The organism is Chloroflexota bacterium (assembly GCA_014360905.1).
GTDB lineage: Bacteria > Chloroflexota > Anaerolineae > UBA2200 > UBA2200 > JACIWX01.
In genome coordinates this window covers 68,462-87,273 of record JACIWW010000009.1, presented here as the reverse complement: position 1 = coordinate 87,273, position 18,812 = coordinate 68,462, and the positions used below count along the sequence as shown (strand labels likewise).

At 58.2% G+C, this 18,812-nt stretch carries 18 protein-coding genes; 6 read left to right on the top strand and 12 right to left on the bottom strand.

Going from position 1 to position 18,812, the window contains the following annotated elements:
• Positions 1 to 35: 35 nt before the first annotated feature.
• The 3 genes from H5T67_05765 to H5T67_05755 all read right to left on the bottom strand — a co-directional run bounded on the left by H5T67_05765 (position 36) and on the right by H5T67_05755 (position 3,838).
• Entirely contained in the window at positions 36 to 371 is a 336-nt protein-coding gene (locus tag H5T67_05765; protein ID MBC7244825.1) for a nucleotidyltransferase domain-containing protein, read from the bottom strand.
• Positions 372 to 480: 109 nt separating this feature from the next.
• Positions 481 to 2,973 carry a penicillin-binding protein 1C gene (gene pbpC / locus H5T67_05760; protein MBC7244824.1) on the bottom strand — a complete coding sequence of 831 codons (2,493 nt, stop codon included), beginning with the start codon at positions 2,971 to 2,973 and terminating at the stop codon, positions 481 to 483.
• 115 nt (positions 2,974 to 3,088) lie between these two features.
• Positions 3,089 to 3,838, bottom strand: a complete 750-nt coding sequence (locus H5T67_05755; GenBank protein MBC7244823.1) for a CPBP family intramembrane metalloprotease — start codon at positions 3,836 to 3,838, stop codon at positions 3,089 to 3,091.
• A 107-nt stretch (positions 3,839 to 3,945) separates the two neighbouring features.
• Between H5T67_05755 and H5T67_05750 the strand changes: the two genes are divergently transcribed.
• Positions 3,946 to 4,950, top strand: coding sequence for a glycosyltransferase family 9 protein (locus H5T67_05750; protein MBC7244822.1), 1,005 nt, complete (start codon positions 3,946 to 3,948; stop codon positions 4,948 to 4,950).
• A 60-nt stretch (positions 4,951 to 5,010) separates the two neighbouring features.
• Here H5T67_05750 and pdxA read toward each other — a convergent pair whose 3' ends face one another.
• Positions 5,011 to 5,979, bottom strand: coding sequence for a 4-hydroxythreonine-4-phosphate dehydrogenase PdxA (gene pdxA, locus H5T67_05745; GenBank protein MBC7244821.1), 969 nt, complete (start codon positions 5,977 to 5,979; stop codon positions 5,011 to 5,013).
• A gap of 287 nt (positions 5,980 to 6,266) precedes the next feature.
• On the opposite strand from pdxA, the gene H5T67_05740 reads away from it, so the two are divergent.
• Genes H5T67_05740 through H5T67_05725 form a run of 4 tightly spaced genes read left to right on the top strand, consistent with a single transcriptional unit; the run spans position 6,267 to position 9,662 of the window.
• Positions 6,267 to 6,953 (top strand): hypothetical protein, encoded by a 687-nt coding sequence (locus tag H5T67_05740; GenBank protein ID MBC7244820.1) that lies wholly within the window; start codon positions 6,267 to 6,269, stop codon positions 6,951 to 6,953.
• The gene (locus tag H5T67_05735; protein ID MBC7244819.1) at positions 6,953 to 7,510 is read left to right on the top strand and encodes a 2-oxoacid:acceptor oxidoreductase family protein; all 558 of its coding nucleotides are present in this window, start codon (positions 6,953 to 6,955) and stop codon (positions 7,508 to 7,510) included. The genes H5T67_05740 and H5T67_05735 overlap by 1 nt, the downstream gene beginning before the upstream one ends.
• 53 nt (positions 7,511 to 7,563) lie before the next feature.
• On the top strand, positions 7,564 to 8,142 hold the full coding sequence (locus H5T67_05730; GenBank protein ID MBC7244818.1) for an NUDIX domain-containing protein: 579 nt from the start codon (positions 7,564 to 7,566) through the stop codon (positions 8,140 to 8,142).
• Positions 8,139 to 9,662, top strand: coding sequence for a CCA tRNA nucleotidyltransferase (locus H5T67_05725; protein ID MBC7244817.1), 1,524 nt, complete (start codon positions 8,139 to 8,141; stop codon positions 9,660 to 9,662). The genes H5T67_05730 and H5T67_05725 overlap by 4 nt, the downstream gene beginning before the upstream one ends.
• Here H5T67_05725 and tsaA read toward each other — a convergent pair.
• The 5 genes from tsaA to H5T67_05700 all read right to left on the bottom strand — a co-directional run bounded on the left by tsaA (position 9,659) and on the right by H5T67_05700 (position 14,693).
• The gene (gene tsaA, locus H5T67_05720; protein ID MBC7244816.1) at positions 9,659 to 10,105 is read right to left on the bottom strand and encodes a tRNA (N6-threonylcarbamoyladenosine(37)-N6)-methyltransferase TrmO; all 447 of its coding nucleotides are present in this window, start codon (positions 10,103 to 10,105) and stop codon (positions 9,659 to 9,661) included. The genes H5T67_05725 and tsaA overlap by 4 nt on opposite strands.
• A complete protein-coding gene (locus tag H5T67_05715; protein ID MBC7244815.1) occupies positions 10,089 to 11,924 on the bottom strand; it encodes an alkaline phosphatase family protein in 1,836 nt (611 codons plus the stop codon). Before H5T67_05715 ends, tsaA begins: the two co-directional genes overlap by 17 nt.
• A 131-nt stretch (positions 11,925 to 12,055) precedes the next feature.
• Positions 12,056 to 13,663: an L-lactate permease gene (locus H5T67_05710; protein ID MBC7244814.1), complete on the bottom strand. Its 1,608-nt coding sequence runs from the start codon at positions 13,661 to 13,663 to the stop codon at positions 12,056 to 12,058.
• Between the two features lie 8 nt (positions 13,664 to 13,671).
• On the bottom strand, positions 13,672 to 14,184 hold the full coding sequence (locus H5T67_05705) for an AbrB family transcriptional regulator (protein ID MBC7244813.1): 513 nt from the start codon (positions 14,182 to 14,184) through the stop codon (positions 13,672 to 13,674).
• A 20-nt stretch (positions 14,185 to 14,204) separates the two neighbouring features.
• Positions 14,205 to 14,693, bottom strand: coding sequence for an AbrB family transcriptional regulator (locus tag H5T67_05700; GenBank protein MBC7244812.1), 489 nt, complete (start codon positions 14,691 to 14,693; stop codon positions 14,205 to 14,207).
• Between H5T67_05700 and H5T67_05695 the strand changes: the two genes are divergently transcribed.
• Positions 14,681 to 14,965, top strand: a complete 285-nt coding sequence (locus H5T67_05695; GenBank protein MBC7244811.1) for a hypothetical protein — start codon at positions 14,681 to 14,683, stop codon at positions 14,963 to 14,965. The two genes, H5T67_05700 and H5T67_05695, sit on opposite strands and share 13 nt — an antisense overlap.
• A 93-nt stretch (positions 14,966 to 15,058) precedes the next feature.
• Here H5T67_05695 and H5T67_05690 read toward each other — a convergent pair whose 3' ends face one another.
• The 3 genes from H5T67_05690 to H5T67_05680 form a co-directional block, all read right to left on the bottom strand.
• On the bottom strand, positions 15,059 to 16,585 hold the full coding sequence (locus tag H5T67_05690; GenBank protein MBC7244810.1) for a hypothetical protein: 1,527 nt from the start codon (positions 16,583 to 16,585) through the stop codon (positions 15,059 to 15,061).
• A gap of 93 nt (positions 16,586 to 16,678) precedes the next feature.
• Positions 16,679 to 17,683: a substrate-binding domain-containing protein gene (locus tag H5T67_05685; protein MBC7244809.1), complete on the bottom strand. Its 1,005-nt coding sequence runs from the start codon at positions 17,681 to 17,683 to the stop codon at positions 16,679 to 16,681.
• Positions 17,684 to 17,771: 88 nt separating this feature from the next.
• The gene (locus H5T67_05680) at positions 17,772 to 18,812 is read right to left on the bottom strand and encodes an ABC transporter permease (GenBank protein ID MBC7244808.1); all 1,041 of its coding nucleotides are present in this window, start codon (positions 18,810 to 18,812) and stop codon (positions 17,772 to 17,774) included.

The window sequence follows — 18,812 nt, the reverse complement described above, 5'->3', positions numbered from 1 at the left end:
TAGTCGGTCTAGAATGAGCGCCTTCTTTTCCTCATTCATAGCGGTATCCCTTCGCTCTGAACTGCCTGTAGGAATGGGGATGCTGCGAGCGTTTTCAGTTCTTCCTGGGCGACAGGGATGACGGACAAAACTACGCCTGCTTCAAAGCCTACTTCCCAGGCAGCCTCAAGAATCTTGTCCAAGGCGCTTTTGTCTAGCTTAGGAACGATAACAAGGAGATCTACATCCGAGTCCCAGGTCTCTTCCTCTCTGGCATAAGAGCCGTAGAGGATTACCTGTACTGAAGAATTGAGAGCGGTCTCGACTTTTCCCCGAAATTGGCTGATCACGCGTTCAAGCGCGGTTCTTGGGATACCCTTTTTCTTGTTCATGCGCTCCCCCGTAGCTCTGCTCTTTGGCTTTCCCCAAGAGAAGGATCGTCCTTTGAAAATCAGTATACCATAAGCGGTTTATCGGGTCAAACGCAACTCTAAGGCTAGCTCATTGCAGGACGGTGATTTGAACAGGTGGGCTGTGCCAGGTCTGGCCGGAGGATGCCATCGCTTCGGCACGGAAGGTGTGTTGACCTGGCTGCAATGGCCATAGGACGGCATAGGGTGGTTGGTCGAGGGTAGCCCAAAGCTGCTCATCTATGTACAGCTTGACCTGGGCGAGATCGGGCAGCCCCACGGGCAGTGCGCTGATTTCAATGCGCTGGTTAGCAGCAGGGACATTGGGCACGAGGCGATAGGTAGCACGCGGGTTCGGGCTGGTCAGGATGATGCCTGGTTGGATGGTGCTTGTGGCCGAAGATGCTTCTGACGAAGAGGAAGCGATGATGTAGTGGATGCCAAAAGCGTTTTTCTGTTCATGCGCCCACTCGGCCGCTTCGGCTGGCAAGAAGATGCCCACTGTTTCCGAGACATATTCGGGGGGTGTATCAGCAGTAGCGGGTTCGTTGGTGCGGCGGTCCAGCTTGATGAGTTGGTGCATGGAGCATAGTTCCCGCGGCTCGCGTCCCGCGATGAACCACTCGAAGCGACGGTGGGGGCAGTAGGGATTGGGCAACATGCCCGAATCGGCGCATATCTCTACCTGAATCATGCCCGATGGACGCACGAATTCCCGCACAGGCTTGCCTTTCAAGGCCTCTTCCATGAAGTTGTGCCAGATGGGCGCTGCGCCGCTGATGCCGGAGACGTTCACCATGGGCGAGTTGTTGGCATTGCCCACCCATACGCCAACCACCAAATCGGGCGTGTAACCGATGGTCCAATTGTCCCGCCAGTCGGTGGTGGTGCCAGTTTTGGCTGCGGCTGGTCGAGAGAGAGCCAGGGCGCTGCCTTCACCAAAGGCAGGTATGCGGGCGCTGTCATCGGATAGGACGTCGGTGATCCAGTAGGCGATGCGTTCATCCAGCACGCGAGGTCCGACGGAGGGCTGCAAGGTCCACAGGACGTGTCCGCTGGCATCCTCCACGCGCAGGATAGGGCGTGGCTCTACGCGCAGTCCACCATTGGCAAAGGCGGCGTAAGCAGCGGTGAGTTCCAGCAGGCGCACCTCCCCTCCGCCCAAGGTCAATGCCAATCCAAAGCGTTGCGGATCTTGCAGCGTGGTCAGGCCCAGTTTCTGAGCCTGAGAGACGAGTTCGGGAACGCCGATGTGCTCCAGGACCTTGACGGCGATGACGTTGAGCGATGAGCCGAGGGCTTCGCGCAGCAGTACCGGGCCATGGTAGCGACGATCATAGTTGACCGGCACGTAGGCATCGCCTTCGCGGGTGATGAACGTGGAGCGTACATCTAGGAGCATGGTCGCTGGCGTGTAGTCACGGGCAAAAGCGGCGGCATAGGTGAGCGGTTTGATGGCCGAACCGGGCTGGCGCGGCATGAGGGCGACGTTGACGGCACCGTCAATGCTCGGGTCGAAGTAATCCAGACTGCCCAGCATGGCCAATATCTCACCGCTATGGGGGTCAAGAGCCACCAGTGCGGCATTGGTGACATTGTGCGATGGCTCTCCAGAGCGAGACTGGGCCAATTGCTGCAGATGGTAACGGGCGATGTCACGGGCGCGATCTTGCAAGTCCACGTCTAAGGTGGTGTAAACGCGGAGTCCGCGACGGTATAACATCTCTTCGCCGTACTCGCGGCGCAGGATCTCCCAAACATACATGACGAAATGGGGAGCGCGGATGGAGAAGGGGGTGGCAGCAAAGGCGAGTTCTTCGTCTGAGGCGGCAGCGGCTTGCTCTGCGCTGATGTAACCGTTTTTCACCATGAGGTTGAGCACGATGCGCTGCCTATTCTTGGCGGCTTGGGGGTTCGTGAGCGGGTCGTAGGTGGCAGGGGCTTGCGGCAGTCCGGCCAGGAGTGCGCATTCGGCTAGGTCGAGGTCGCGTACCGCCTTGCCAAAATAACTGCGCGCGGCTGCTTCAACGCCATAGGCTAAATTGCCATAATAAGTTTGATTGAGGTACAGTTCCAGGATTTGATCCTTGCTGAAGGTGCGTGCCAGGCGGTAGGCCAGGATGGACTCGCGCAGTTTGCGCGTCAGCGTGCGTTGGGCGCGTTCCTGTGGCGATAGGAGGAGATTGCGCGCCAGTTGCTGGGTGATAGTGCTACCGCCAGAGAGGACTTCGCCGCCGCGCAGGTTGATGTAGATGGCACGTATGATGGCGCGGGGGTCCACGCCGGGGTTTTGGTAGAAACTAGCGTCCTCCGTGGCAACGGTAGCCTGGCGCAGGTAGAGGGGGATTTCCGCCAAGGGAACGGGTTGATGACGCCCCACATGCGGGTCTATGATTTCATATAATACACGCCCATGGCGGTCGTAGAGGATGGTGCTGGGGGCGACGGTGCCGGCAGGCAGTTTGTCCTGAGAAGGCAGGTCCGTCAACAGCCATGTGCGCAGGCCCCACGCGCAGGCGATGAGCGTCAGCAACGCAAGCAGGAGACACTTTGGGGTTCGTTTCTTACAAGTTTTAGAAGACATAACTCTAGCACCATCTGCGCATAGTTGCTGCTGCTTTTCCCTCTCATACTACATAATAGAGACGCTCTCGGCTCAAGTTCGGTTCCCGCAAACCTGGATTGATCAATCAGTTCCTTTAACCGGTTATCCATTGGGCGAGGTAGGAAGCCAGGAAAGCCAGGGTGTTCATGGTGCTGTGTACGATCACGGCGGGCCAAATGGAGCCAGTCTGTTCGTAGAGCAGGGCAAGGAGCAGCCCCAGCACGAAGATGGGTGGCCAGGAAGTGGGCAGGACATGTACCAAGGCGAAGAGCGCAGCGCTGAGCACAGCAGCACGGCGCAGTCCAACGAGGCGGTACAGTCCAGCAAAGAGGCAGCCGCGGAAGAAGATCTCTTCTACGATGGGTGCCACCACCCCGCCTGCCAGCAGCGCTAGGATCAACCCCGCGATGCCCTTGCCAAACGCGGGCAGTACGTCGGGTTGGACGCGCAATGTGAAGAGCGAGAGGAACAACGCCCAGGTGAAGTTGACCGCGAAGGAGATAAGCAGGAAGATGCAACCCAGGCCGAAACTACGCGACAGGTCGAACTGGCGCAGCCCAATCTCACGCCAGGACAGGCGGTATTTGCGCACACCGAACAACCAGACGGGCAGCAGCAAACCCGCTTCGGCCAGCACGGTGAGAAAGGCAAGGGGCTGCGAGGGCCGAGAGATGCCCATGGCTTTTTGGTAGAAGACCAATCCCAGCAGCAGGAACAGCAGCAGACCAAGGACGGCAACAACGCCCAGGACAATAGCTCCGACGATGTCGCGCCAGGTCCAGGGTAATTGAAGGAAGTGCCATGGGGATTTATTGATTTGCTGTTCGCTATGGAATTCGCTCAATCCGTTCCCTTGATCTGTTTACAGTAACCATTTCTCTGGTAAAATGAATTAGGCATGGCTATGGCTCAGTGCCAGTATAACAGATGTGAGGGAGAGAGTCAAACGAGATGCGCGTTCTGGTGCTGCGCCCAGGGGCATTGGGAGATATGCTGTTGACCTTGCCTGCGCTGCAAGCGTTACAAGCGCACTTCCCCGAGGCGGTTATCGAGGTGATGGGCAATGGGTCGGTGCTGCAATGGCTGGTTGGGCGCAGCGTGGTGCAAGCGGCGTCTTCCTTCGACCGCGAGGATTTGACCACGCTCTTTCAACCGGATGCACTGCCCAGCCCAAGCCTGCAGCGTTATCTCGACCAGTTCGATTTCATCCTCTCGTATGCGACTCCGCCAGAGCATGTCTTTGCCCTCAACCTGATGCGCCTGGCGCGGGGCAGGGTGATGGCGTGGGATGCCCGTCCGGGACGGGATGTGTCCATGCACATAAGTGCCTACTTGCAGCAACCGCTCCGGGAACTAGGCGTGGCCGTGAGCGACGACATGCCTCGCCTGGTGCTGACAGAGGAGGATCGCCAGGCAGCCGCGCAATGGTGGCAGGAGCATGGACTAGGCGAGCGGGCGGCTGTGGCGATCCATCCTGGGAGCGGAAGCGCGGCGAAGAACTGGCCGGCGGAGCACTTTGCAGCGCTAGCGCGGCATCTGCGCGATGAGCGGGGAATGCCAATCCTGCTGGTGAGCGGCCCGGCGGACAAGGCTGCGGTGGCGGAGGTGGAGCAAGGCTTGGGTGGACAAGGGTATATCCTGCTGTACGAGTTGCCTTTGCCCCTTCTGGCGGCGGTTCTGGCGCGTTGCCGGGCTTACGTGGGGAACGACTCCGGCATCAGCCACCTAGCCGCAGCGGTGGGCACGCATGTGGTGGCGATTTTTGGACCCACGGATGCAACGGTCTGGGCGCCGCGCGGCGCCTCGGTGCGGGTGGTGTGCGCTGCTGTACCCTGCGCACCATGCACGGCGGAGCAGCGGCGCAGTTGCCCGCGGCAGGTATGTCTGGAGGGGGTGTCCGTAGAGGCAGTGTTGGAGGCGCTGGGGGATAATGCTGTACTTTCAAGGCTGCGCTAACTAACGCGATCTTACATTACATGCTGCTTTTTTGTCAATAGCAGACCCTTAGGATTTGGGTTAAACCCTAAGGGTCTGCATTCCTGCGGCGGCCTTGATGGCCGCGATCATGCTGCGCGGGCTGGCCAGTCCCTTCCAGGCGATGTCGAAGGCTGTGCCGTGGTCCACGGAGGTGCGCACAATGGGCAAGCCTAGGGTTACGGTGAAACTGCCCTCGAAATCGTGCGTTTTCACGGGGATGTGCCCCTGGTCATGGTACATGGCCACTACGGAATCGAACTCGCCGGCGATGGCGCGGAAAAAGACGGAGTCCGCAGGGTAAGGCCCTTGCGCGTCAATGCCCATGCGCTGCGCTTCCGCCACCGCTGGCGCGATCTGCTCCATCTCCTCTCGTCCCAGCAGGCCCCCTTCGCCGCCATGCGGGTTCAGCGCCGCCACAGCCAGTCGCGGACGCTCCAGCCCGAACTGACGCAAGCCCTCCGCCGTTACCACGATCGTCTCCAGCACGCGCTCCTTGGTGATGAGGCTAGCCACCTCGCTCAGCGGCACGTGCCGCGTAACATGCGTCACGCGCAGGTTGCCCGCGACGAGCATGGTATTGGTGCGGGCGGTGTGGGTCAGGTCGTTGAGCAGTTCGGTGTGCCCGATGTAGGAGTACCCGCCCAGGTTGATCGCTTCCTTGTTCAGCGGACCGGTGGCAATGGCGTCCACTTCACCGGCTTGTGCCAGTTGCACCGCCTTGATGACGTACTCCACTGCCGCCTTGCCTGCCAGCGCCGAGACCTGGCCGATTTGCAGGCGCTCCAGTTCGACGTTGGCCAGGTCGAGCACGTCCACCGTGCCGTAGGCAAAGCGTGCCTCGGACACCTTGGCCACCGGGCGCACGATCAGCGGCAGTCTGCGCAGTTCAGCGGCCCTAGTCAGCACCCGTGCGTCACCAATCACCAGCGGGCGGCACAGGTGGTAGAGCTCTTGTTCAGCCAATGCCGCAACGGTCACCTCCGGCCCCACCCCTGCCGGATCGCCCATGGAGATGGCGATGATGGGTTTGTGTTTCGTCGCTTTTTGTCTCACGTTTCTTCCTCTCTACAAGACTCTAAGGGTCTTTTTACATTCAATTGTATTATAAAGAGCATGCGTTCTTCATGTCAATTGATCAAACGCACTTGGGCGACAGATCGTTTCGCTTTGGGCAGTCCATGATTTGCCCTCGTTTCCGAGGCTTGAGTTGTGATCCGCCAGGCGCAGTTTGGGTGATGAGCAGAATGTGGTACAATTATAGACGTTGCGCTGATGACGCAGTTACAGGTGAGGGCGTGTCAATCTTGGATGAACGAAAGGTGGCCATGAAGATGACAGCAGAAATGACCTCGCAGCGTGTGGATTGTCCTCAATGTTCCGCTCCTCTTGTTATCTCGGCAGAACGTAAGTACTGCCAATGTGCATATTGTGGTTCCAAATTTGTCGTAGAACGCTCCAGCACGGGTGAACCGCATCCTGTGCGTTTCGATGCTGTGCTGAGCAGAACGATGCAGCCATTACGCTTGGAAGAGGTAGAACAACATCTGGTGGAACTGGATGAGGCGCTTACCAACGCTGAGGAAGAAGTGGAAACCAGGAAGGTGGAACTGAGGGAGGCCAGGTCAGTCTATCGCGAGACCGTTGCAGAGGTGCAGAAGCGCATTGCCCCCATGCAAAATGGCACCTATGCTGCGGGGCTGTTGGCAACTGTAGCGTGGCTGCTGGTAGTCTTTGTACTGGCTGGCACTCAATGGTATGCTGGCTTGGCCATTGCCATTTTGCTGCTCTTTGCCGCCTGGGGCTTTCATCGCGAGTGGCAGGACTCGGAACAGCGCGCGCAGGAGGAACTGCGTGAGTTCAAGGAGGCTATCGAGGAGGCAAAAGCCGCCCTGAACCAGGCCTTGGCACGTGTTGAGGACTGTACCCTGGAACAAGAGTTATGGCAAAGGCGCTTGCTAATTTGCCAGCAGGAAGAAGAATGATGAGCAAGCGGTACGGGATTCAACTGGCAGGCGAAGGGGGGCAGGGCGTAGTCCTGGCTGCAGTCATCTTGGCTGAGGCTGCGGCCATACACGAAGGCAAGAACGTGGCTCAATCGGCTTCGTACGGACCGGAGGCGCGCGGTGGCCTGACCGAGTCCGAGGTGATCATCAGCGATGAGGAAATTGATTACCCGCGCATTGTCGAAGCGGATTTGTTGTTGGCCATGAGCCAGAAAGCTTGCGATAAATATTTCCCTTTCCTAAAGAAAGGTGGGCTCTTGCTTGTGGATTCTGTGAATGTGGAGCGCGTGCCAACGGCGGATGCTTGGCAGGTGCCCATCACCAAGATAGCTGAAGAAGCCACCGGGAAATCCGTTGCCGCGAACATGGTCGCACTGGGATTGATCGTGGGGTTGACTGGCGTGGTATCTATAGAGGCGATTGAGGCGGCGGTAACGGCAAGGGCGCCTAGAGGCAGTGAAGAGATGAACGTGAAAGCCCTGCGCGCAGGCCTGGCGTTTGTCAGGGAAAGGCAAAAAACCTCAGACAGGGAGTAGGGAGCAAAAGGGCATTGCACTGTGGCATCGTGCCCTATAGCGGAGGTGTGGAAATGCGCGTGCAAGTGCTGGAACAGCATCGCGAATATGACGGCTTTTTCAAATTGGAGCGCGTGGTGTTGCGCTTTGAGCGCTTTGATGGGCGCATGAGCGAACCGATACAGCGCATCGTCTTCGAGCGCGGCGATTCGGCGGCGGTCTTGCTGTATGATAAAGAGCGCGATGTTGTGGTTCTGGTGGAGCAGTTTCGCTATCCAGCCTACATGCGGGAAATGCCCGAGGGGTGCTTATTGGAGATCGTGGCGGGCACGATAGACCATGGGCGCAGTCCGGAGGACGTAGCGCGCAGCGAGTTGCTGGAAGAGGCGGGCTATGCGCTAAAGGAACTGGAGTATATCACGACCTTTTATCCCAGCCCAGGAGCCTGTTCGGAACGCATTCATCTCTATATCGGATACATCACCTCCGGCGCGCAAGTTGGGACTGGGGGAGGAGTTGGGGCAGGAGAAGACATCCGTGTGCATGTGCTGCCTTTGGATCAAGCCTTGGATTTGGTGGACAGGGGGATCATCCGAGACGCGAAGACGATCATCGCGTTGCAACATCTTGCCTTGCATAGGGACAGGAAATGAGGTGTAGCCCATTGCCGTTTGTGCACGATGAATTGCTGAAACGCATTATAGATTTGTTGCGCAGCCAGCCCATGCCGTGTTACATTGCAGGGGGGTACGTGCGCGAATGGCTCCTGGGTCAGCCAGGCAAGGACGTAGACATTGTGGTGGCCGGGGCAGCCATTCCCCTCGCCCGACGCATTGCGAACAGAACCGGTGGCGCATTCTATGTGCTCGATGAGGAGACGGAAGCCGCGCGCATTGTCTATCGCACGCCTTCCGAACTGACGGTTGATCTGGCTGCGATGCGCGGTGCGGACATCATCGCTGACCTGCAGATGCGCGACTTTACCATCAATGCCATGGCGGTGGACGTGCGCGAATGCAATGCCGAGCAGCCCCATATCTTCGACCCCTGTGGTGGGCAAGCTGACCTGGCCACCCGCATTCTGAGGGCAACCAGCGAGCAGGCTTTTCAGCAGGATGCTGTGCGCCTGCTCCGCGCGTTGCGTTTTGCCGCCACGCTGGGCTTGCGCATCGAGCCGCAGACGGAATCCTGGCTGCGCCGCGATGCCCCGTTGATTGTCCGTCCTTCGGCAGAGCGGATCCGCCAGGAACTGGCGCTCATCATGGCTGCTTCGGATGCAGCGCAGCATTTGCGCCGAATGGAAGAGTTGGGCTTGATGCAGGGCATCTTGCCGGAAGTGATTGCGCTCAAGGGAGTAACACAATCCGAGCCGCATATCCACGAGGTGTACGAGCACACGCTGGTCACAGTTGCCGAGGCAGAGCGGCTAAGTGCATGGCCGGGTGCCCATCTTGAGGCGGATGAGCAGGAGTTCCTCAGCCCCTTTGCCGCGGAGTTGGAGGCGCATTTTGCCCCCGTTATCTGCGAAGGACGCACGCGCGCAACGCTGTTCAAGTTTGCTGCTCTTTTCCACGACCTAGGCAAGCCTGAAACCCGCACGGTGGAGCTGGGTGGGCGCATCCGCACTCTAGGACACGAAGATGTTGGAGCGGAGATGGCCAAGGAAGTGCTCACTCGCCTCAAGTTCTCCGTCCAGGAGATCCGTCTGGTACACACGATTGTCAAGCACCACATGCGTCCAAGTTGGCTGCTGAAGCAGCCCTCCATCACGCGCAAGGCGATTTACCACTTCTTTCGCGATACGGGCGATGCCGGTGTTGACGTGTTGATCCTCGCTTTGGCGGACCAATTGGCTACGCGTGGCGAGGCGCTGCGGACAAGCCAGAAGGAGCACTGGCTGAGGTATCTGCAACTGGTGAACTTGATGCTGCAGCATTATTTCCACCATCCATGCGAGGTTGTGTCTCCCCCACCACTAGTGACAGGCGACGACGTGATGTCCTTGCTAGGTCTGCCGCCAGGACCGGAGGTAGGGCGTCTGCTGGAGGAGGTGCGCCTCGCACAGGCAGAAGGGCTGGTGCGCACGAGGGAAGAGGCGGTGGAGATGCTGCAGAGCGTTGCGGCTCGAATGGCCAATGACCAAATGACTAATGACCGAGTAATGAGGAGTTAGTGGTCAGGCCATAGTTTTTTGAGCCAGGCAGGAGTTTTGGCTTCGGGGATGCTATCGCCACGCGGCAGGTAGGGCTTGATGTCCAGCACGGGGCTGTCGTTGAGTGCGTCCAGCCCGCGCACAGTGAGCACATTGCCCTCGCGGGAGATAAGCTCAACGACCTGTAAGCCAATGGGATTGGGACGATAAGGGGTGCGCGTGGCGAAGAGCCCCACAGCCGGTAGGTCTTGCCGACCCTGTGGATGGACATGTAAGGACACCTCGCCCTTGAGGTCGTGCAGCCAGAAGAGAACGTAGAGATGCGAGAACGCCTCGATACCGTCCAGAGCTGGTGCCCATTTCTCCGATATGATGATGCGGTGCAAAGCGCTCTCCCAACCCTCTGGCACGTGGTCTAGGAACTCATTCTGGATTACGCCGATTGGTTCAAACTGTGCATACATGCTCGTCCCTTTGTTTTTGTCCACTCGCGGCAGTGCTTAATTCCAAATAATCGCTTTCTATCCCTTTGCCAGGCATGAGATTGCGTTGCCTGGCAAAGAGGGGATACAAATCGCGTGCATTCTGCACGGCGGACAGGTCCCAGTTAAGGTAACGTGGATAGAGAATGAAGGGATAATCCTGTGCGCCGCCTACACCGCCATGCGAGGCCCGTTGTCTTTCGAAGCAGATGACGAGGTCCTTCTCCGGGTCATAGTTGCCGAAGAGGATCAAGTCCCCACTTTGCGGGAAACAGGCGATACGCCGTATCTGCTCAGCAGCATGCCACGGCTCAGGCAGTCTCAGCAGGGGGTTCTCGCCTTCTATATAAGGCATTCCTGACGCATCGTACGTGAGGATGCCCTGCTGGCTCATGATCAAGACCTGTTCGCGCTCCCTTGCCACTACCAACCAGATGCCCTCGTGTTCGAGCAACTTGATGACCAGATCGGGGAATGCGGCTGAAACCTCGCTCAGGTCGAGGGGCTGGCTGGCGATGTTGAAGTACACGTGGGCTAGCGAGCCCGAGGATTTGACCACCACATCGTGACGGCGCTGCACATTCCAAGCGGGCAACTCGCTGTTGGGCAGGGACAGGCGGCGCCGAACCAGAAGGCGGATACGGCGTGCCACGCGGGCTGCGGCTGGCGAGAGGTTGTCCTCGATCGTCTTCAGTTCGTCGAGCAAGTAGCGCGTCTGGGCTAGGTACTGTTCCTCGCCGCCGGCATGCTCCACCAGCACGACCTCCTGGCCAGTTTGCTGGGCAATGTATTGCCCAAGGCTTTGCCCATAGCGTTCCTCGAAGGGCACCGATGGCGTGAGGCCATGGTCGCTGAGGACGAAAAGGGCGTAGGGTCGGCTGAGGCCAACCCGACGCAGACGGTCTATCTGCTTGATGCAACCGTCCACATCGCGCAGGGCTTGGTGAGTGGCAATGGAATGGATACCAAAGTGGTGAGCCAATTCGTCATAGCCGTAGTAGGTGGCGTAGATGGCCGGCACACCGCGGTAAATGTCCACCAGCACAGCGAAGGTCACGATTTCGCGGAAGATAACGTTGCTGAAGATGCGCAGCAAAGGGAAAATGCCAATGAACGGCAGGTAGGGCTGCCCCTTGAGGCGGGAGGACAGCCGCTGCAAGGCATCGGTGAAGTATTCCTTCAGCACTAGGTAGAGGATGCGCAAGGCACGGATGGGGTTCAACAGGAAGAGTGCGATGAAGCCAAGCCCCTGCACGCCAGCAAACAGATGGCGCGGTTGCAAGGTGCTCAGGGTGAACAAAGAGTTGGCAGCGCCCCCGTCGAAGATATTGACATAACTTACACCTTGGGTCAAGATGCCGGGATTTTGTGCTAGTTGGCTCTGCAGGGATGCCACTGTGCCAGGCAATTTGCAGACCAAGGAGGCGCTGCGTTGTTTGTCGTACCAGCGGAAGGCAGGAATGCCCTCGTTGTTGCCAAACATGATGCCGGCCTGGGCTGCTGGGGTAGTGCTGGGCAGGCCGCAGCGCCAGCGGGATAGGGCGACATCGCCGCGCTTGATCATGCGCCGTACGTAAGGGAGACGCCCATCCGCCAGCGCTTGCAGGAGATGGTCATAGGACAGGCCGTCTATTTGCACGATGATGATCCCGGGCTGGTCGGCGTTGTCGCTTTCCGGTCGCAGCCCAAGCCGTTTCAAGGTGGCAGTGTATTTCTTGGAATAGTAAAAGCCCGTGACAACGGCAAGAGCATCGAACAGAAAAGCCGCTATGCGCGTCAACCAGCGATGGATCGTTCTCATGGCTATAGCCTCAATCCCTCGTCTTGCGATTGACGCCGATTATACAGGTGGAATCCATTTTCGCCAAGTAGGGGCGAATCATGATTCGTCCATGCATATGAGGCGTGCAGGGGCGAACACAAGGTTCGTCCCTACATGGCTGACAAGGCATAGACTGCGACAGTGGTCAGCAGAGCCAGAAAGGCGAGCATGAGCAGCCCATAGCGCATGATGTCTGCCAAAACGGCACCCTCTTTGCCGCCCAGCTTTACCGTGCTGCATCCGACGATGATCTTGGCGGGAGCGAAGATAGAGCCGATGGCGGCGCCAGAGGTCTGCGCAGCCAGGATAATCACTGGGCTGATATGCGTCAGGAGAGCGATCTGTTGCTGCAGGCTGCCGAAGACTACGTTGGAGTTCGTATTGGAGCCGGTCATGAAAGCGCCCAGTGCGCCAATGAACGGGGCAACCATGGGGAAAGCGCTCCCTGCTACCCGTGCGATCCCGCTGGCCAAGAGGTAGGTCATGCCGGCATGTTCCATGGTGGCGGCCATGCCGACCATGGCAGCGATGCCCAGGCTGGAGCGCAGTGCTCCGTTGATGACGCCGCGCAGGATGCGTGGCATGGCTGCAGGAGTTAGATAGCCTCGCCAGCGCAACACGACATAACTGATGAAGGAAGCGTACACCAGCAGCGCGCCTGCATGGCCGAAGATGTCAATGGTGCGACCAGGGCCTGCGGGCGTGACCCAGCCGCGCGCAGTAGTTAGTTCTGGGAAGTCGAAGCGAATAACTACCTGCCCCAGGAAATCGCTTACCGGCGTGAGCAGGTTGGCTGCCAATACGATGGCAATGAGCAAGAGGTAAGGGAGCAGTGCCCAGCCAGGTGGTATGATGGCGCTGGCGTTTCCTGCTGTAGGAGGATTGTCAGCGCTGCGAGTGGCTGCCTCGTTGCTCTGACGCCAGCGCGACCAGGCGACGGCTACTCCCAATCCGAGCAAGGTAGCGATGGTGCTGCCCAAAGCCCACAATCCACGCGCTACGACGAGGAAAAGCGAGATGGACATGGTCAATCCGATGGCCAGCAGCGGAAGCAAGCCACTACGGAGGGTGCGTTTCCCTCCTGCCGCCCACAATACGCTTGCGCCACACCAAAAGCAAGCCAACCCGAGGAACAGTGCCGCGGGTGGCGCTAGTTCGCTGCCGTTGCGTCCGGTGGCGGCAATCAAGGCATAGAACGAAGCACCAAGCGAGCCGAAGGTGACGGCCCAGCCGTGTCCGACGGATGGGATGACCACGGCAGTTGTAGGTGAGAACCCCAAGCCTACCAGCAGTGGCGCAATGACGGCTACGGGCACGCCAAAGCCGCCCACGCCTTGGAGAAAGGAACTGAAGATCCAGCCTAGCAGTAGCGCCTGCAGCGCTCGGTCTGGGGTCAGGCGAGGCAGCCAGTAACCGATAGCGCGCACCAAGCCAGCTTCGTCGGTCACGCGGTAGAAGAGGAGCGCCGCCCAGATGATGTACAGCACGTAGATGGTCAGAAGTATGCCCTTCAATTGGGCGTAGAACAAGACGGATGGACTAGCGCCGAAGAAGAGCAAGGCGATGAGTTGGGTCAAGACCCAGCCAATTGCTCCAGCCTGTGCCCCGCCCCAACGATAGCGGAGCATCAGGACGAGGACGGCCAGGATGGGCAGGCTGGCCAGCAATGCGTCCAGGAGTATGGATGGTGGAGGTAGCGTATTTGCGATAGTAGGCATAAAGAACCTCAGTTGTGTTTGTTCCTTCCTGATTGGGCGAACCAACGCAGGAGCAAAGGCAACAATCCAAAGACGATAAACTGGCGCACCGAGTGCAGCGAGGCCACGATGGATGCCTCCGCGCCCAGGTCAAGGGCGGCCGCAGACAAGCCGCTGGCTCCGCCCGGCATGATGCCAAGGAGAATCGTTGCAGCGGAGATGTCTTGAGTAAAATGGGTATAGACGATCCACCCCAGACCGATGGACGCAGCGATCAGGACGGCAATCAGCGCTGCCGCCAAAGGCAGCACACGGCGCAGACTGAACAGAGCTGCACGATCCACCGATGCGCCGATGCTGATGCCCAATAACACGAGGGCGATGGAGCGAAAACCCTCGGGAAGGGGCTGGGAATCGGGAGCAAGGAGGCTCAAGACGCCGGTGGCGATCATCGCGCCGAGGAATGTGCCGCCAGGCATCCTAATACGCCGCGCTACGATGGCACCAGCAAGTCCAACGCTCAACAAGACGAGGATGTGCATGAGCAAGGAGTCACCGCCTTTCAGGAGAAGAACCAGTGGATGATGACAGGCGCCAGGATGACCACGCTCGATAGGCGCAGGAATTGCAGCGTAGCGACGATAGTGGCACCTGCGCCGATTTCCTGCGCTACGGCGACCATCTCCGCAATGCCGCCCGGGGTCAGGCTGAACAAGCCTGTGGCCGTATCCAGTTGGGTGGTCCTGGCGAGCAGCCAGCCGAGGACGAGGCCAATGGCGATCATGGCTAGGGTGGCGGCAATGGCTGAGGGCAGCAGGGTTCCCAGTTGCAGCAGCACCCGACGGTTGAACGTGGCGCCGATGACCGTGCCGAGCAGTATCTTGCCGCCTTCGTCGTAGATAAAAGGCACTTTGCCCAGATCGAAGCCGGCCAGCTTGACTATCGCGATGGCCAGCATGGCTCCGATGAGCAATCCGGCCGGGATGCCCAGCCAGTCCGCGGCCAGGGCGCCGGCCAATCCAATGGCGAGGAAGTAGAATGCGTTTTTCATTGTGTCCTCCTCTGTCATCCAGCCTGACGGGTCTTCAAGACTTGTCAGGTCTAGAAGTCCATTATAACCAAGCCATCGGCAGTCGGCAAGTTGCACGGCATCCTCTCTTCGCTGGGCATGGGAGCCCAGCCTGCTGCGCTTTTGCAGAGGCGGCTCCCACGCCGCCGCAGGCGGCAGGGTTTGCTCCAGGCGGACAACAGTCCGCCGTCATCCCTGGCGTGGGCTGTTGCCCACGCCAAGCAGGAACGTCAGGGATTGAAATCCCTGGCTAAAAAAGGACAAGCCCCTGAAGGGGCTTCTCGCATTGAGCCGGGGAATTCATTCCCCGGCCTTTGGGCGCAGGGCGCCCTCGCAAGGATGTTCCCCTAGTGCGTAGAGCGCAATTGCCTGAGGTGCGCGAGGGTTTCTTTCAGGGGGAGGTGGACCTGGCGGTAAAGGGTATAATAGTCGTTGTAAATGGCATGGGAGTGAATATCTGGCTCGCAGCTTCGTGCAATGAGGATGCTATGGGCTGGCTGCTCTTGTATCCCGAGTGCTTCTTGTGCCAATCTTGCAGCACCGAGCACAGCGCATTCTGTTTGAGATGGAATTACGACTTGCAGACCAGTCACGTCAGCCACAATTTGGGGCCAGATAGGGCTGCGGGTGGCGCCGCCAATCATGCGCAAGCGAGGTGCCAAGGTGCCGAATTCGCTCAGGACTTCCAATCCCCAGCGCGTCTCGTAGGCAATTGCTTCCAATAGGGAACGGAAGATCTGAGCGCGGCCTGTGCCATGTTGCAGACCGAGGATGCAGCCGCTGTAATCCAGGTCGGGATGGGCGCCAACCGCGCCAATGAAATGAGGCAAGAACAACAAGCCCTCTGATCCGGGTGGTACCTTGCCTACGCCACTTGGGAGCCCACCAAGTCCACCACTCTCAGCCAAATCGGCTTCTTCCTCGCCGCTTATAGCGGAGAAAACGCGGCGATACCATTCCACAATGGAGCCACCATTGGACATGGCCAGCATGAACAAATACTGCCCGCGTCGAGCGTGTTGTACCGTGATGCCTCGTGCCAATGGATCCACGTGTAGTTCGGGCATGACGTTGGTTAGCACCCAAGCAGTCCCTGTAGAGAGCAGGATATCGTGCCCACTGATTGCCCCTGCTCCAACCACAGCACAGGCTTGGTCCCAAGCGCCTAGCACCACAGGTATGCCTGGACGTAAACCCAACAGGGTTGCTGCCTGCTCGGTCAAGGTGCCAGCGATGGCTCCCGAGTCCTCCAGTTCTGGTAACATGCTTGTAGAGATGCCCACAAGCGAGGCGATTTCCTTGCTCCACGTACCACTCTGGAGGTTGTAGAAGCCAGTGGCGCACGCCGTGCAACGGTCTGTCACCTTATGCCCGGTCAGGCGAAGAATAACATAATCAGAGGGGTGAAGAACAGAAACTACTTGAGCGAAGTTGTGCGGCTCGTTCTCACGCAGCCAAAGCAGTTTCGATACAGGCCAGAATTGCAGGAAGGGGCTGCCAGTGTGACGTATCCAGAAATCTTGCCCTTTCTGTGCGAGGAGTTGTTCTGCCTGGCGTCCAGCACGTGCATCCATCCAGACGATTGCTGGACGTACCTCTTTGCCTTCCTGGTCGAGGAGTGCCATAGAGCCCCCTGCATTGGACATGCCGATAGCAGCAACAGAAGCAGGATTTACATCGCTGATCACTTCGCGCACGGCATAGTACATGGCTTTCCACCAGTCTTCTGCGCTTTGTTCAGCCCAACCAGGATGCGGAGTGGATATGGGATACGGTTGCGATGCTAGACGCAAGATCGTGCCATCGGGCGCTATCAGCCCCACCTTAGCACTTGAGGTGCCCACATCTATGCCCAACACGTATTGGCTCGACAATTTACACCTCCTGTACTTACAAAGGCTGGACGCAACAGTGGGAAAGATATAGGAGCCAGGTTTCTTGGTGAAACCTGGCTCCTTGGGATAGGTCTAGTGGAAGAAAGCTGCGGCGTTGTTCTTGTCCACCACCACTGTGCCAACGTCTACCTCGCTGGGCAGCCAGATGATGTTGTTCTTCTTGTTGTCTGCGGTAATGGGTACGTCGTAGTGATTGTACTGGTATAGCAGCAACAAGCCCATGTAGGTGTTGAGCGCAGTGCGGGTGACGATGGTTGAGTTGATGACACCTTCTTGGATGAATTTGAGCGTAATGTCATCGCGGTCTTGGCAGACGATCTTGACCTTGCCGGTCAGGCCCAGTTCCTTCACCGCGGTGGCAGCTGCACCGCCCGAGCCAGCATTGACACCGATGATCGCTGTTACATCGGGGTTGGCTTGCAGCACGGGCTTGAGGGCATCAGCACCTTCGCGCACAAGGGTCTTGTCATCCACCGTAGCAACGATTTGCCAGCCTGGGTAGTCCTTCAGAAAGTCTTTGAAGCCACGGATCTTTTCCTCCGAGTTGGACGCACCAATGTTCGTCGAGATAATCAGTTTGCCCGACTCGCCGGCATATTTGATCAATTCGGGACCCATGGCCCAGCCAGCTTTGTAGGGGTTGACACCGACGAAGAACCAGCGTTTGTTGCCCTGGGGATAATCGGCTTCGAAGGTGCCCACCGGTATGCCTGCTTCGATAGCCTGGTTGATGGCAGGAACTACACCGGCATCGAAGGCAGCCACCAACATACCCGCTGGCTTTTTGGGAATTTGTTGCAGGATCGCATCTACCTGGCCGGGGAAGTCAATGCCCTCTGGGCCGGCAAAGGTGACCTTGACCTTGCCTTCCATGGCCTGTTCGAAATAGGTGCCGCCGGTCTTGATGTCAATCCAGTAAGGGTGCTGCCAGTTGAGCGCGACGACTACATACTCTTCGACTTTTTCTGGTGCTGTGCTTTGGCCACCTGTGGTTGGGGCAGGCGTAGCTTTTGCGCAACTGGTGATGAGCATAGCTGTGGACAGCAGTAACAGCAGGAACAGCTTGTTTTTCGACATTTTATTTTCCTCCTTGAGTTGATATGAGCCGTGAAGGTCTTTGCAAAAAGCACCACGGCGAGCGCCTTTTGCTTCTGTCAACGCGTTATCAGACTTCGCTCTCTTTCTTCCTCCTTTCGCGGCGCACGAATTTCGACGCTTGTTGAACCCTGATCATTCCGATTAAAGCGGCGATGATGAGGAAAGTGCCGATAATCACGTTCTGCCAAAGAACAGCAATGCCTAGCAGTTGAATGGCATTGGTGATAAGGCCGATGAGCAGAGCACCTAAGAAAGCACCCAATGCCGATCCTTCTCCACCAAATCCCACGCCACCCAGGAATGGCGCAACCAGAGCCATCATTTCCAGTCCAATGCCTGCTTGCTGCGAGGCAGCGCCTGTGCGCGCGGTGAACAACAGGCCGCCCAGAGCCGCCATTGCACCGGAGAAGACAAAGGCCAGAATGCGTACACGGGTCACGTGAATGCCCACAAGTCTGGCATAGGAGGGGTTGCCACCCACGTAGTAGACCTGGCGCATCGGACGCCAGTAGCGCAAAGCAAGGTCGGTCAATACAAAAACTGCCAACATGAAGACGAAAGACGGCGGCAATCCCAAGATTTTGGCATGGACCAGACGCATGAATTCTGGTGGCAGCCCCGAGATGCTGTAGCCCCGTGTGAGGATATTGATCAACCCACGCCCTACCGTCATCGTGCCGATAGTGGCGATAAAGGGGTTGATTTCCAATTTGGTGACAATCAGGCCGTTGATCAGTCCCATCAACATACCTGTGCACAGGCCCAGGAAAAGCGCTGGCCACAGTGGCACGCCGCGCAGGAGAGCTGTTGCCGCGATGGTGCCAGCCAGCCCATAACTGGAACCGACCGACAAATCGAAACAGCCTGACAATAGAACCACCGTCGAACCCATGGAGGCAAGGACATTGCCAGCCATGGCCACGCCCATTGCAATTATATTAGCACCGGTGAAGAAGATAGGACTCATCGTGCCAATGGCAAGAGCGATTGCCAAGTCAAGCAACGCTAGGACACCTACCTGGGTACCAAGCAGTGGGGATAGTCTTTTGGACCTAGCGTTTAACCAAGCAAAGAGTCGCTGAATCGTTGTCTTCCCTGTGTTGTCCAT